Origin of the sequence: Helicobacter canis (assembly GCF_900451095.1) — a bacterium.
Lineage (GTDB): Bacteria > Campylobacterota > Campylobacteria > Campylobacterales > Helicobacteraceae > Helicobacter_B > Helicobacter_B zhangjianzhongii.
Genome location: NZ_UGHV01000001.1, coordinates 263485 through 277909, shown reverse-complemented (window position 1 = coordinate 277909; position 14425 = coordinate 263485). Strand labels below are relative to the sequence as shown.

General features: G+C 45.3%; 16 protein-coding genes. 14 read left to right on the top strand and 2 right to left on the bottom strand.

The features are described 5' to 3' along the window. The first annotated feature begins 67 nt into the window (after positions 1-67). From DX060_RS01380 to DX060_RS01340, 10 genes are all read left to right on the top strand, one after another. Positions 68-769 (top strand): hypothetical protein, encoded by a 702-nt coding sequence (locus DX060_RS01380; protein ID WP_115010803.1) that lies wholly within the window; start codon positions 68-70, stop codon positions 767-769. A gap of 96 nt (positions 770-865) precedes the next feature. Continuing rightward, positions 866-1675: a septum site-determining protein MinD gene (gene minD / locus DX060_RS01375; protein ID WP_115010802.1), complete on the top strand. Its 810-nt coding sequence runs from the start codon at positions 866-868 to the stop codon at positions 1673-1675. After that, positions 1672-1899 (top strand): cell division topological specificity factor MinE, encoded by a 228-nt coding sequence (gene minE, locus DX060_RS01370; protein ID WP_115010801.1) that lies wholly within the window; start codon positions 1672-1674, stop codon positions 1897-1899. The genes minD and minE overlap by 4 nt, the downstream gene beginning before the upstream one ends. A gap of 3 nt (positions 1900-1902) precedes the next feature. Next, positions 1903-3573, top strand: a complete 1671-nt coding sequence (locus DX060_RS01365) for a divergent polysaccharide deacetylase family protein (protein WP_115010800.1) — start codon at positions 1903-1905, stop codon at positions 3571-3573. 1 nt (position 3574) lies between these two features. Continuing rightward, the gene (locus DX060_RS01360; RefSeq protein WP_115010799.1) at positions 3575-4387 is read left to right on the top strand and encodes a DNA-processing protein DprA; all 813 of its coding nucleotides are present in this window, start codon (positions 3575-3577) and stop codon (positions 4385-4387) included. Positions 4388-4404: 17 nt separating this feature from the next. Then, entirely contained in the window at positions 4405-4830 is a 426-nt protein-coding gene (gene ruvX / locus DX060_RS01355) for a Holliday junction resolvase RuvX (protein WP_258552146.1), read from the top strand. Between the two features lie 80 nt (positions 4831-4910). Next, the gene (gene alaS / locus DX060_RS01350) at positions 4911-7865 is read left to right on the top strand and encodes an alanine--tRNA ligase (protein ID WP_115010798.1); all 2955 of its coding nucleotides are present in this window, start codon (positions 4911-4913) and stop codon (positions 7863-7865) included. A 27-nt stretch (positions 7866-7892) separates the two neighbouring features. Beyond that, positions 7893-8009 carry a DNA cytosine methyltransferase gene (locus DX060_RS11670; protein ID WP_220176683.1) on the top strand — a complete coding sequence of 39 codons (117 nt, stop codon included), beginning with the start codon at positions 7893-7895 and terminating at the stop codon, positions 8007-8009. Further along, complete coding sequence (gene dcm / locus DX060_RS01345) at positions 7960-8874, top strand: DNA (cytosine-5-)-methyltransferase (protein WP_220176694.1); 915 nt, start codon at positions 7960-7962, stop codon at positions 8872-8874. The genes DX060_RS11670 and dcm overlap by 50 nt, the downstream gene beginning before the upstream one ends. A 121-nt stretch (positions 8875-8995) precedes the next feature. After that, positions 8996-10000 carry a phospholipase D-like domain-containing protein gene (locus tag DX060_RS01340; protein WP_258552145.1) on the top strand — a complete coding sequence of 335 codons (1005 nt, stop codon included), beginning with the start codon at positions 8996-8998 and terminating at the stop codon, positions 9998-10000. Between the two features lie 197 nt (positions 10001-10197). On the opposite strand, the gene DX060_RS11090 is transcribed toward DX060_RS01340, so the two are convergent. Beyond that, complete coding sequence (locus tag DX060_RS11090; RefSeq protein ID WP_181814125.1) at positions 10198-10338, bottom strand: hypothetical protein; 141 nt, start codon at positions 10336-10338, stop codon at positions 10198-10200. Positions 10339-10470: 132 nt separating this feature from the next. Between DX060_RS11090 and DX060_RS01335 the strand changes: the two genes are divergently transcribed. The 4 genes from DX060_RS01335 to DX060_RS01320 all read left to right on the top strand — a co-directional run bounded on the left by DX060_RS01335 (position 10471) and on the right by DX060_RS01320 (position 13990). Next, the gene (locus DX060_RS01335; protein ID WP_115010796.1) at positions 10471-11652 is read left to right on the top strand and encodes an MFS transporter; all 1182 of its coding nucleotides are present in this window, start codon (positions 10471-10473) and stop codon (positions 11650-11652) included. A 186-nt stretch (positions 11653-11838) separates the two neighbouring features. After that, positions 11839-12567 (top strand): RICIN domain-containing protein, encoded by a 729-nt coding sequence (locus DX060_RS01330; protein ID WP_115010795.1) that lies wholly within the window; start codon positions 11839-11841, stop codon positions 12565-12567. Between the two features lie 34 nt (positions 12568-12601). After that, positions 12602-13426 (top strand): cytolethal distending toxin subunit B family protein, encoded by an 825-nt coding sequence (locus DX060_RS01325; protein WP_115010794.1) that lies wholly within the window; start codon positions 12602-12604, stop codon positions 13424-13426. Between the two features lie 12 nt (positions 13427-13438). Then, a complete protein-coding gene (locus tag DX060_RS01320; protein WP_115010793.1) occupies positions 13439-13990 on the top strand; it encodes an RICIN domain-containing protein in 552 nt (183 codons plus the stop codon). A gap of 13 nt (positions 13991-14003) precedes the next feature. On the opposite strand, the gene DX060_RS01315 is transcribed toward DX060_RS01320, so the two are convergent. Next, on the bottom strand, positions 14004-14420 hold the full coding sequence (locus DX060_RS01315) for a type II secretion system protein (protein WP_115010792.1): 417 nt from the start codon (positions 14418-14420) through the stop codon (positions 14004-14006). Between the last annotated feature and the right edge of the window lie 5 nt (positions 14421-14425).

Here is a 14425-nt window from a genome sequence, read left to right as displayed (position 1 = left end):
TGCCTTATAATCCCTTTAAGGCAAGTTTTGGCTATAATCACGGCTGTGATTTAGATTTAGGAGTTTGGTGGTGGGCTTAGGCAGGGCGTTTATCATAGGAGTATTGCGACAATCTTGCTCTAAATGGCTTATGTGTGGGGGCTTATGTGTGGCGGTGCTGTTTGGGATTCTGGCTTGTGCGAGAGTGCCAAAGCCTACGACAGAAACGCCCATACGCCTTACAATCAATGTCGCCGGTGTCTTTAGCGATCTTACAGATGAAAGCACCACGATAAAATCCGCACTCACTTATTGGCGTAAGCGCAATGATGATGGCAGCTTTGGCGATCGCTTTGCCATAGGCGGGGCAAATGCCTTTAACCGCGCGATCAACACGACACGATTCCGCAAGGTGCGCGATGAGGTGGTGGCACTTGATGCTGGGGAGTATGTCTTGGACTCCTTTGAGCTTCAAGCACCAAAATCCATAGCCATCTCACAAGATGGTGATTATACAAAGCGCGATGGCTGGGATCACACAAGCAACACCCCTAAATACTTGCTTCTATCACTGCAAAAGCCCGTTGTGCTACCGAGATTTATCATAGAAGTGCTAGATTCTAGGGCGCAAGGTGGGCAGAGAGTGCGGCTGCTTATGTGCCTAGCAGATAATGAGTGTGTCCCTGAAGCCTTGCGCTTTGGCAGATATATGCAGCCAGCGCGTGCGCCAAAGGCTATGTGCGATAGAGTCTTTGGCAATATGCGTGTAAGCAAAGAAGAAGGCAGGTAGGGCGTGGTATCTCTAGGAATGTAATTTGCTTTAGATTCTACAAATCTAGCACGCCCATAATGACTCTATATTTAAGATTATTTGTAAGGAGCAACAATGGCAGAAGTCATCACCATAACTTCCGGTAAAGGCGGTGTAGGCAAATCTACCGCCACGGCAAATCTCGCAGTAGGGCTTGCGCAAGTGGGGCAAAAGGTCGTAGCAGTGGATTTTGACATAGGGCTTAGAAATCTTGATATGATCCTAGGGCTTGAAAATCGCATAGTCTATGATGTGATTGATGTGATGGAGGGCAAATGCGCCATCTCCCAAGCCCTAATCCAAGACAAAAAGACGCCAAATCTTAGCTTCCTCCCAGCAAGCCAGAGTAAAGACAAAACGATCTTAGATAAGCAAAAGGTAAAGGCACTAATCGAGTCGCTTAAAGAGCAGTTTGACTATATTTTGCTAGATTCTCCAGCGGGGATTGAAGGCGGCTTTGAGCACGCGATTTTCTGGGCGGATCGCGCGCTTGTGGTGGTAACGCCAGAGGTAAGCTCGGTGCGTGATAGCGATAGAGTCATAGGCATAATCGATGCTAAAAGTGATAAAGCCGCCAAGGGCGCAAAGGTGCAAAAGCACTTAATCATCAATCGCATTAAGCCAGAGCTTGTGGAGAGCGGCTCTATGCTTAGTAGTGAAGATGTGCTAAAGATCCTAGCGATCCCGCTTATCGGGCTTGTGCCAGAAGATGAGCGAGTCGTATCTGCGACAAACTGCGGCGAGCCTGTGATCTATGACAAATCTAGCATAAGCGGCGAATGCTATAAGCGCATTGTGGCTAGAATCCTAGGTGATGAAGTGCCATTTGTGGAGTTTAAGAAGCAAGGCGGGATTTTGCAAGGCTTTAAAAGGCTGTTTCAATGAGCTGGAAACTTTTTAGCAGAGATGGCGGCAGCGCGAAAGTCGCACGCGATAGGCTTACGATAATGCTCGCACACGAGAGAAGCGTGAAAGTGCCGTATATGGAGCAGATGAAAGAAGAGATTTTAGCCGTGGTGCGCAAATACACCCAAACGGACAAAATCGCTATCCGCGCGGATTCTAATCAAGAAGTAAGCACGCTAGAAGTAGAAATCACTTTAGGATAGGATATGAATAAAACAAAGTTTTTCAAGGTATTGCAGCTTATCAGCTCGCTTGTGATTATCGCAGTCATCGCCACGGGCGCGTATTTTGGCTATGGACTTTATAAAGAATACAAGATCGATCAAGCCGCCAAAGCCGAGCACATAAGCCCAAGCACCCCAGACACTCAAGCAAAATCTAGCAACGCAGAATCTAGTCAAGAATCTAGCATTGATTGGGATAAAATTAGAGCCAATGCCAAAAATGACACAAAAGAGCAAGTAGCAGTGCAAGAGCCTGTGATAAAGACACTCGCCCCGCCCAAGAAGCAAGCCAAAAAGCAAAAGCCAAAGCTTGCTATCATTATGGACGATCTAGCATACAAAAGCCAGCTTAATGACTTGCAAAAGCTTAATCTGCCCATCACGCCCTCATTTTTCCCTGTGAGTCCGGACTCTCCTGATACGGCAAAGCTTGCGGCTTCTACGCCTTTTTATATGGTGCATTTGCCATTAGAAGCCCAAAATCCACAGCATTCGCGCCAAAAGTGGATTCTAGTAGGCTCCAATCAAGATGAGATCCGCGCACAGATCGCGACAATCAAAGAGCAGTTCCCTAGGCTGATGTTTCTCAATAATCACACCGGTAGCAAATTTACTGCCAGCGAGCCTGATATGGCAAATCTCTTGCAAGTGTTAGGGGAGTTTGGGATAGAGTTTGTGGATTCTAGGACGAGTGCTGATACAGCCGCGCCAAAGCTCTATAAGCAGGCAAGCCGCCCACTGCTCTCACGCGATGTGTTTTTAGATAACACGCCAAGTGTGAGCTACACGACAGACCAACTCAAGCTTGCGATAAAAATCGCCAAGAAAAAGGGCTATGCCATAGCGATATGCCACCCACATAAAAGCACCTTTAAAGCCCTAGCAAATGCCAAGCATAGTCTCTTCAAAGAAGTGGAGCTTGTGTATATCAAAGATCTCCCTATAGCACGCACGCTACTTGCTCAAAATCTCCCTAAAACTCCGCCCAAAGCCCCCGCCACAGAGACTAGCACGCTAGCACACACACCAGAATCTACAGCCCCCATACTCCCTAGCACACCAAGCCAGCTGCCCAACGCCCAAACTAACGCCCCAAAAGACAATGCCCCAGATACTACCCCAAAGGACAATGGAATCGCAGGGCTTTTTGACTCAGCACAAGGTGGCGAAATACCGCATAATGCGTATTTAGACCACACCCCAAGCAACGAGCCTTTGCAAGCAGATTCTAGCTCCTCTGCGCCTTTAGAGACTCTCCTAGAAGCCCCAGAAGCTCAAGAAGCCCAAGTCTCTGCTCCACAAACCGCGCAAGCCCAAACACCACCTACTAAAGAGCCGATCCCAAAGCCCTCAAAGATTGATACCACGATGTTTAAAGAAGCTAAGCGCGTAAGTAATGAGCAAAGAGCAAAAGCCAAGCCCACCCAGCCGCCAAAGCCCAAAGTCAAAAGCGAAAAATCCACCACAAAGACTTATGAGAGTAGCCAAGATTGTGCGCAAAATGAAGTAGAAGCCTTTGTCTCTGGCTGCCCAAGTGATAAAGCTAAGAAAAAGCAAGGCTTTATCGATATTAAGTGGAATGGCAATGAGCAAAACCCCAGCAAAAAGCCTAAAGATTTTTTAGATTCTAGTGATTTAGACTCTAGCTTATAAAATGCCAAGCCCTAGCAGCGTATCGCCTTATCTTATTGATATTCCGCGCTCTTTGCAGATCTTGCCAGATCCGCCTGCTAGGCTCTTTGCCCTAGGGGATAGCGCGCTTTTAGACCCTAGGCTAAAGATCGCCATAATCGGCACAAGAAAGCCTAACACCTACACTCAAACCTACACCACCTTGCTTGCTAGCTCACTTGCTAATATCGGTGCGATTATTGTGAGCGGTGGTGCGCTAGGCACGGATATTATCGCCCATAGTGCCGCGCTGCCTAAGACTATTTGCGTGCTACCTACAAGCCTTGATCGCTTCTACCCAGCAAGCAATGCCAAGATGATCCAAGCTATCGCAGAGCAGGGACTTGTGCTTAGTGAGTATGAGTGCAATCCCACCCCCCAGCGATATGACTTCCTCCATAGAAATCGCTTGATTGTAGCTTTGAGCGATATTGTCATAATCCCTCAAGCTGATCGATATAGCGGCTCACTTGCTAGTGCGAATCTTTGCACCAAGCTTGATAAGCCGATATTTGTGCTATCTCACCGCATAGGAGAGTCGCTTGGCACACAGGATTTGCTAGCTAAAAAGCGTGCGAGTGCGATCACCGATATAGAAGCTTTCACACAAGCCCTAGCCACGCGCTTTGGGCTTAAGGCACAAGAAGCCAAAGAGCGCGATAGGCTGCTAGAATTTGCCCTAAGCAATCCCACCTTTGAAGAAGCTTTTGCGCGATTTGGGGAAAAGGTGCTTGAGTATGAGCTTATGGGCAAAATTACGCGCGAAAATGGGCGCATAATCATTAGCGGCGCATAATATTAGTGGAGTAAAAAGTGGATTCTAGTCAAAGCTCTAAAATCCTAGCGTGTGATGTGGGGCTAAAGCGCATAGGGCTAGCGCATATTGTGCAAGGCATTATCCTGCCATTAAAGCCAATTATACGGCGCAATCGCGATCAAGCTGCCACAGAGCTTGCAGAGCTTCTAGCACAAATGGGTGTGGAGAGGCTTGTCATAGGGCTGCCAAGCGGAGGGCTAGGAGGAGATACGAGCACGCAGAAACGCATTAAGCATTTTGTGGGGTTGCTTACTTTTGGCGGGGAGGTGGTGTATGTCGATGAGGATTTTACTAGCACGCACGCGCTAGAGTCTTTACACCACGCTAAAAGAGAGTCTAGGCAAGCATATAGGAAAAACGGCGTGCTAGATTCTCTAAGCGCGTGTGAGATACTTAGACGCTATCTTGGACAAATGGCTTAGGTGGCGCATTGTAGGCATATCTCGCTAGAGCGCAAGGGGGAATTTGCTACAATGCTAGGAATTTATCATAAAGGGTTGTTATGGATATTCGTGCCAAGTTTTTAGAATTTTTTGCAAAAAAGGGGCATAAGGTGTATAGCTCTATGCCTTTAGTCCCAGATGATGCAAGTTTGCTTTTTACCAATGCGGGAATGGTGCAGTTTAAGGATATTTTCACAGGCAAGATTCCAGCCCCAAGTCCCAATATCGCTACAAGCTCACAGCTGTGTATCCGTGCAGGCGGGAAGCATAATGACCTAGAAAATGTCGGCTATACCGCGCGTCATCACACACTTTTTGAAATGCTGGGGAACTTCAGCTTTGGAGCGTATTTTAAAAAAGATGCGATCGCGTATGCGTGGGAGTTTGTAACTGAGATTTTGGGCTTTGATAAGAGCCTTTTGTATGTAACAATCCACGAGAGCGATGATGAAGCCTATGAGCTATGGTGCGAGCATATAGAGCCTAGTCGCATTAAAAGAATGGGCGATAAGGATAACTTCTGGCAAATGGGCGATACAGGACCTTGCGGACCTTGCAGTGAGATATATGTGGATCAAGGGGCGGAGTTTTTCAATGGGAAGGAAGATTATTTCGGCGGAGAGGGGGATAGATTTTTAGAAATATGGAATCTTGTGTTTATGCAGTATGAGCGGGATTCTAGTGGGGCGTTGAAGCCGCTGCCTAAGCCTAGCATTGATACAGGTATGGGGCTAGAGAGAGTAATCGCACTGAAAGAAGGAAAGATTAATAACTTTGATACTTCGCTGTTTGCACCGCTTATGGAGTGTATTGAGGGGATAACGGGGGAGAAGTATTATAGAGATGATGAGATGTTAAATGCAGATTCTAATGCGACTCAAGCAAGTTTTAGAGTCATCGCCGACCACTCTCGAAGCGTAGCCTTTCTGCTCGCTCAAGGGGTAAATTTTGATAAAGAGGGGCGCGGCTATGTCTTGCGGAGAATCTTGCGCCGAGCGGTGAGACACGGCTATTTGCTAGGCTTAAGAAAGGCGTTTTTATACGAAGTGGTGGGGGTGGTGTGTGATACTATGGGCGGACATTATAGCTATTTACAAGAGCGTAAAAACGCGCTGCAAGAGCAGTGCAAGGCAGAGGAAGAGAGGTTTTTTGAGACGATAGAGTTGGGGATGGCGTTGTTTAATAAAGAGATTGAAATACTAAAAGCAAGAATTAGCTCAAAGATCTCTAAATTAGATAATGATAATGCGGAAGCAGTTGAGATGATAAATCGTGGTTTTCAAGGCGAGGGCGAAGGGATTTATCTAGGCGATAATGAGCAAGCCCTCGCCGCAGAATCCGCGATTTATCGCTCAAATGCAACGCATTTTAGCGGTGAAGTTGCTTTCAAGCTTTATGACACTTACGGCTTTCCACTTGATTTAACACAAGATATGCTAAGGGAGCTTGATTTAAGCGTAGATTTGCAGGGCTTTGAAAAATGTATGCAGGAGCAAAAAGAGCGGAGCAAGGCACACTGGAAGGGCAGCGGCGATAGCGCAAAAGAAGGTGATTTTAATGCACTTTTAAGCGAGTTTGGCGAGAATGAGTTTGTAGGCTATGAGTGTGTGAGTGTGGAGTCTAGGATTCTAGCCCTTTTGGATTCTAGCTTTCAGCGCGTGGAATCTTTACAGGCAGGGGAAGAGGGCTGGGTGATGTTGGAAGCTACACCATTTTATCCAGAGTCAGGGGGACCGGTGGGAGATAAAGGGTTTTTATTGGGGCATTCAGTATTGAGCGATAAATCAGGGAGTGCTTCGCCTTGCTCACTGCAACGCACGCCTAGTGCGTCTCATTCGCAAGACTCGCACAACCCTAATTTCTCATCTCAATCCTTAGAATGCCAAGATTCTAGTGGAGTGGAATCTCACAAAGTGGATTCTAGTCATTGCGAGACTTCCTTAGGAAGTCGTGGCAATCCACAAAACATAATCGCTAAAGTCTTAGATACACAAAAATACTTTGGTTTAAATCTCTCTAAAATCCACGCCCTAAGCCCATTAAAAGCAGGGGATTTGGTAAAAGCACAAGTAGATTCTAGCCGTTTTGAAATCATTAAGCACCACTCTGCTACACATTTGCTCCATTATGCTCTAAGGCAGATTCTAGGACCCCACATCGCTCAAGCTGGAAGCCTTGTAGAAGCAAATCGCTTGCGCTTTGACTTCTCTCACCCAAAGGCGTTAAGCGTCAATGAGCTAGAGCAAATAGAAGCCCTAGTCAATAGCAAAATCGCAGAATCTTCACCGCAAATTTGTGAGACTATGGGCATAGAGCAGGCAAAAGCAAAAGGGGCTATGGCACTCTTTGGCGAAAAGTATGGAGAGAGTGTGCGTGTTATTTCACTTGGGGATTCTATTGAGCTATGTGGGGGGATTCATATCCAAAATACCGCAGAGATTGGGAGCTTTTATATCGTGCGTGAAAGTAGCGTGAGTAGCGGTGTTCGGCGTATTGAAGCGGTGTGTGGCAAAGCTGCATATCACTATGGCAAAGCGGCATTAGAATCTATAAAGAGCCTAAAAGAGCAGCTAAAAGCCCAAGATGTCTTGCAAGGTGTAGCAAAGCTACAAAATGCACTCAAAGAAGCAAGAGATAACGCAAACAAGGCAAAGCAAAGTGTCAAAAGCCTAGATTATGAGGAAGCAAATGGCACAAAACTCATCGTCCTAAAGCTAGATTCAGTGGAAACAAAAGAGGCAAAAGACATCATAGATAGGGCAAAAAATGAGAATGAAAAAGTAGCGATTTTGCTTGTAACAGAATCTAGTGGAAAAGTAGCTTTAACTGCTGGGGTAAAAGGTGTGGCAAATCTCAAAGCCGGAGCGTGGGTAAAGCAAGTCGCACAAATCTTAGGGGGCAATGGTGGTGGCAGAGATGACTTTGCTACCGCTGGGGGCAAGATCACAGATTCTAACAAAATCCAAGAAGCCCTAGATTTGGCGAAAAGAATCGCAAGAGAGAAGCTAAGCTAAAAGGAAAAAAAGATAAAAGGGAGCGGTATGCAATTTAGTTTTATTGATTTATTTGCTGGAGTGGGCGGATTCCACCTAGCATTATCACAGGCAAATAACGGGGGGGGGGGGGCAAAATGTCACAAAATGCGTATTTGCAAGTGAGATAGATTCTAACGCACAAGTAACCTATACGCAAAACTTCCCCAAAACGCCACTTTATGGTGATATTACACAAGATTCTACACAGGCTTGTATCCCTAAAGATTTTGACATTTTATGTGCTGGGTTTCCCTGCCAAGCCTTTAGCATAGCAGGCTATCAAAAAGGCTTTGAAGACACACGCGGGACACTCTTTTTTGAAATTGCAAAAATTGCTAAAATCCATAAGCCAAAAGTGCTATTTTTAGAAAATGTTAAGAATCTAAAAAACCACGATAATGGCAAGACATTTCAAGTCATCAAGAGTGTTTTAGAATCTTTAAATTACATCGTGTATGACTCCATACTTAACACCGCTACACACGCAAATATCCCGCAAAATAGAGAGCGGATTTTCATAGTAGCCTTTCATAAAGATAAAGTGAAAAATCACGCAGATTTTAGCTTCCCAAGCCCTATAAAACTTACAAAAAGCATACATAATTGCATAGATTCTGCAAAACAAGATGATAGTTTTTACTACACGCCAAAGAGCAAATATTATGCGTGGCTAGAAAAAGAAGTGATAAAACAAGATAGTATTTATCAGCTACGGCGTATTTATATAAGAGAGAATAAAAGCAAGCTTTGCCCAACACTCACTGCAAATATGGGGACAGGTGGGCATAATGTGCCAATTATCAAAGATAATTATGGTATCCGCAAACTCACACCTAGAGAATGCTTCAACTTTCAAGGCTATCCTAAAAATTTTAAACTGCCAAACCTAGCAAACTCTAAGCTTTATATGCAAGCTGGAAATTCTATCACTTTGCCTTTAGTCAAACGCATAGCACAAGAGATTTTAAAGGTGCTACATAATGGGTAGTTTAGATTTTTACGCAATCGATAAAGAGCAAAACAAAAATTATGCAAAATCTTTAGGCATTATCGCAACTTTATCAAGGCTTTTTAGTGATAATACAACACCCTATTTGCATTATAGGATTATGGAAAATCTTTTTTGTGATTGTTTTGGATTTGAGAATCTTAGTCGCTCTGATACTGCTTATGATGCAAGGCTAAATCACTTAGGAGTAGGATTAAAAACTTTCATTTGCAATAGTAATGCAAGTGTTGAAAAAGTGGCAGAATTTAATAAAGATTCTGCGTTTTTAAAACACATAACAGACAAAAGAGATTTAGCAGAAAAACTAGCACATTTACGCAATGAACGCATAGAATCTGCTAATAAAATTTATGATATAAAGAATTCTGTTTATCATATCATCGCAAGGCAGGATAAGAAACTACTATTTTTTGAAACTGATTATGAAAAAATCAATATAAACAATATACAAAAAATTAAAAACAATGATAAAAGTTTAAGCTTTTACGATGGAACTAATGAATACATTTTTAATCATTCTAAAAGTGTTTTGCAAAGAAAATTTTATATCCCTACAAATCCCCATATTTTAGAAATAGAAATTGCCAATAATCCTTTTGAGTTGCTTCTATCACTACAAGACTTACAAATAAAGCAGCATAAAGAAAAAATTGCAGGGCTTGATTATGTCGTTTTGCCTTTGTATAGCATAAAAGGTGGGGTAAAAAATGTGCCTGAAAAAAGCGGTTTAAATCAATGGAATGCAGGAGGTAGGATACGAAAATATGGCGAAGTATATATCCCTGTGCCAAGAGAAATCCACAAAAAATATCCTAACTTTTTCCCACCAAGAGATGAGATATTTACCCTAATAACGCCCAATAAAGAACAATTACAAGCCAAACTCTGTCAAGATAACGCAAAAGCTCTAATGAGTAATCCAAACACAAATTTAGCAAAATGGCTTTTACAAACTGCCCTGCACTATAAAGAAGGGGAGCTTGCGACTTATGAAAGAATGCTAGAGCTTGGCTTTGATAGCGTGATTATCACAAAGGAATCACAATCACACTTTAGCATAGACATTATGCCACTTGATAGCTATGAGAAGTTCATTAGTCTTTAGATACAAAAAGAGCCTATAAACAAGTGGTAGAAACGCCCGTATAAAGCCCAATAGTCCCTAGTAGCCTTATCCTGCATAGTTTTCAAAAGTGGATTCTAGTGTGGATTACCAAAAGACTGCGGCTATGTCTTGCTTCTAGCAACTTCGCTTTACCGCGCCGTGCTAGCACAAGGCTCGCAATGTGATAAATCGCCCCTTTAATCAAACCCCCTAGAATCCACTTTCACACAATGCCACAAATGTGTATTTAAGAGCTTCTGGGCAAATATTGCTGCACTTTGCTTGGTGTTTAATATATTTTTCCCTACAATCACGGACATATTTATCACGCACGACATATTTAAAGCATTGGAGCTGCTATGGCTGCATCGCAAAAGTGGATTCTAGTCGTATCACAAGCTCTAGCAAAGCCCATAGCAAAAGTCGCGATTCTCTAAGCACACTAGAATCCAAACCCCAAAGAGCCAGCAATGAACAAACCACAAAACTCCGCCAACACACGCCGCAAGATCTTTTTCATCAATCTATTGCCAATTATTTTGATCACCCTAAATCTCCGCGCCCCTATCACTTCTATCGCGCCTGTGGTGGATAGCGTGCGTGAGTATTACGCGCTTAATGCCGCGCTTGCTGGGCTGCTTACCAGCCTGCCGCTGCTTGCCTTTGGGCTTGTGTCTTTTGTCGTCTCGTATTTTCAGCCTGTGCGTGCGATGTTTGTGGGGCTGCTTTGTATCCTGCTAGGTGAGATTGTGCGCTGCGTGGGCGGGAGCGCGGAGCTTTTCATCGGCACGGCGATTATGGGCAGTGGGATTGCTGTGGCAAATGTGCTACTCCCAAGCCTTGTCAAAGCTAAATTCCCCCGACAAATCCCCAAAATAATGGGGATTTACAGCCTTGTGCTGAATTTCTCTGCTATGCTTGGGGTGCTGCTTATCCTCCCACTTATGGGGCTACTCCCTGTGCCTTTAGCTCTCTCTAGCTGGGCGGTTTTCGCAGTAGCTGCGATTGCTAGCTATCTGCCTCAAATGAGCAACCGCAGGATCTCACGCCCCAAGCTCAAATCCACCGCCACAGGCACGCTGTTTGCCAATGTAAATGCGTGGAAAATCACGCTGTTTATGGGGATTACAAGCACGATCGCATATAGCTTTTTTGCGTGGTATCCTAGCTTTCTTATGTCCTTTGGATTCTCCGCGCATTTTGCCTCTCAAATGATGATCCTTTCATACTGCGTCCTTGTGCCTACGGCATTTTTCGCGCCGCTTATGCTTGGGGTGCTGCCTAGTGCGCGTAGGATCTATCTCATCATTTTCATTTGCGGGGCGTATATTGTGTGCTTTGCCTTGCTGCTTATCTCCCAGCAAGTGTGGGTGGTGCTCATCGTCTCTATGCTGATTGGCGTGCCTGTGGGAGGGGTGTTTGGGATCGCGCTGCTCTTTATCTCCACAAAAAGTGCCAATGTCCAAACCGCCACCAAACTCTCCGCTATGGCACAAGGCGTGGGCTATCTCATCGCCGCGCTCTCCCCTGTGGTAATCGGCAAAATCTATGATCATTTTCATAGCTTTACCTACGCGCTTGTGGGGCTGCTTGGCTTGGCGATTTTGCTAAATTATATCGGCTATCTCGCCTACAAATCCCCGCAGATCTAGGGGCTAGGGTGGGTGGATCTGCGTGCTTTGTGTGAAATGGCTTGAAATGAAGGGCTTGCTACTACAATGCGCGTATGTTGATATTGGGTGTTAGGGCGTGCCTTTAGGCAAATTTACCGCGCTTTGCTTGGTATTTAATGTATTTTGCCCTACAATCGCGGATAATTTATAACATTGGGAGTTGCTATGCGTTTGATTATGTGTGCGGTGCTGTTATTTGGGGTTTGCTTGGCACAAGAGGTAGGTGTGGGCGTGGATTTGGGCATTGGGGATTCTCCTACGCCGCCTGTGGATATGAGTGAAGTGGATTCTAGTAAAGTCTCGCTTGTGCAGGGACCAAACCTTACAGACATACTCCCTCGACCAAACACCGATGAAATGGGCAACCACACGCCCACCGAGCATACAGAGCTGCTTGTGCTAGCTGGGAATAGTAGCGGCAGAGAGAATGTATCTGATTTGCTCTCTATTATGAGCCCTGAAGGGGGTGTTTTGACGCTCTGGGCTTTAGCGGTGGGGAATTGGGTGTGGGGGTATCCACTCATAGATACCCTAGATTTCGGTGGGGCTAGGATTTGGCGGATTTTTACCAAAGCTAATGGCAGCGTAGCAATCCAAAATGCCAAAGAAGGCACCTGCCTAAGTGCGTATAGAAATGGCGTGATCCATAGCTACTGCAATATGGAAGATCCAGCGCAGCTATGGAGGTTTAATTTCTTTGACAATCAAGCAGTGCAAATCCAAAATGTCGCCACGAAGCAATGTTTGCAGACCCCAAGCAATCAAGCCACGAGATTTTTTAGCATTTTTCTTACAAACTGCGTGCAAGGCGGGCAGCTAAATAGTGATCAGCAGTGGTTCATCACCGCTCCTCCGCTTCAAGCAGGTGTGGTCTTTAGCACCGATGGCAGATAGATTGATACAATATGACATAACAGGGAGTAGCACAATGAAAATTATCGCGCTAATGTTACTAGGCATAAGCCTACTTTTTGGCAAGATTGAGGACTATGTTGTAGGCACTTGGAATTTGCAGGGCTCTTCAGCTAGCACGGAAAATAAGTGGAATGTAAGTGTGCGGCAGCTCATCACCGGGGATAATCCTGTGAATATCCTAATGGTGCAAGAAGCCGGCAGAGTGCCTGCCACTGCTAGACCCACAGGCAGAGTGATCCAGCCCGGTGGCACGCCCATTGAGGAATACACTTGGGATCTAGGCACGCGATCACGACCAAATTCTGTGTTTATCTACTATGCCAATATCGATGTAGGAGCTAGGCGAGTGAATATGGCGATTGTGAGTGCTAGACAGGCGGAGGAAGTCTTTGTGGTCCGTCAAGATAGGGTTGCGGCTGATGTTTCACGCCCGGCTATTGGCATTAGGATCGGCAATGATGTGTTTTTCAATATCCACGCATTAGCAAGTGGGGGCGGCGATGCGACAGCTCTAGTAACAGCGGTGCATGATACATTTCTCACGCGTCAAGAATTAAGCTGGATCATCGCTGGGGACTTCAACCGCGATCCTGCAAGCCTACAATCCGGGCTTGATACAAGGATCACCAATCATATACACATCGTTACGCAAAATTCCGCCACGCATTTTAGCAGAGGTGCTGCTAATAGGATTTTGGACTATGCGGTTGTGGGGCGAAGCTCTAGTGATAGGAGGACGCTAGCCCTGCCTGCTATCACCGCGCTTTTGATGGCAGCTAGCGTGCGATCGCATTTAGCTTCAGATCATGTCCCTGTGCGTTTTGGCAAATTTAAGTAGTAAGGAGTGGGTATGAAAAGATTATTGCTAGTTGCGATATTTATGCTTAGTGCGTATGCAGATGATCCAGAGCTGCCAGATTTTGTAGAATTTACCACGCCTGTGTCGATACGAAGTGCGTTTTCTGGGGATATTGTGGGCTTTGGGAAAGATAGGAATTGGACTATACGGGATATTCCTTTGACAGAGGATATGAGTAAAGATGATCCTTTTAAGGATTTTGGGCTTGGTGCGGTGCAGTTTGTGCAGCTAGGCACGCAAGATGTCTGCCTAGCCTTAGGCGAAGATGGGCTTTTCACGCGTAAAAACTGCGATGAAGATTTGGATTCTAAAAAATATGAGACACTCTATACCATTATCCCCACAACCACGCCCGCAGTGCAAATCCGCTCCTTTGTGCTAGCAAAAAATGAGTGTATGACCGTGTTTAATAACCCCCAGCTCCCTAGGGGCAGGGGCATTGGAATCCGCCCTTGCGATGTGGATAGTCTCTTTTCTGTGGATTTGGATAATCTCTTTTTGCTCAATCCCCCTATCCGTGATGCAAGACTTATCAATCCTTAATCTTGCTCCTTGCCTAGAGTCTTTTACTGCGCAAGAGAATCTCTCTACAAACAATATTCCTAGAAAAGGGGCATTTAAACGAGGGCTGGATACTCAAATCACTTGGCTCTAGGGTGAAATTCACCCCCACGCCCGCTACTTCTGCGCGGAAGCGATTGCGCACAAAGCCTAGCCGACATTGTTTGGATTCTAGTGTGTGGGCTTCTATAAGTGCGCGCACTTGGGATTGCGTAGGCTTGCTGCCTAGCAGGCTGTGGCGCGTATAGAGAAAAGAGAGCTGCTCTTGTATCGTGCCTAGTGTGTGGGCTAGCTTGGTATAGCAGGCTTTCTTGCTAAAATCTAGCTGCTTGATGAGCGTAGCACTTAGCACACCAAGCACGGCTATCACAAACACTAGCTCAATCATACTAAACGCCCTGCTTAAGCGCATAGTAG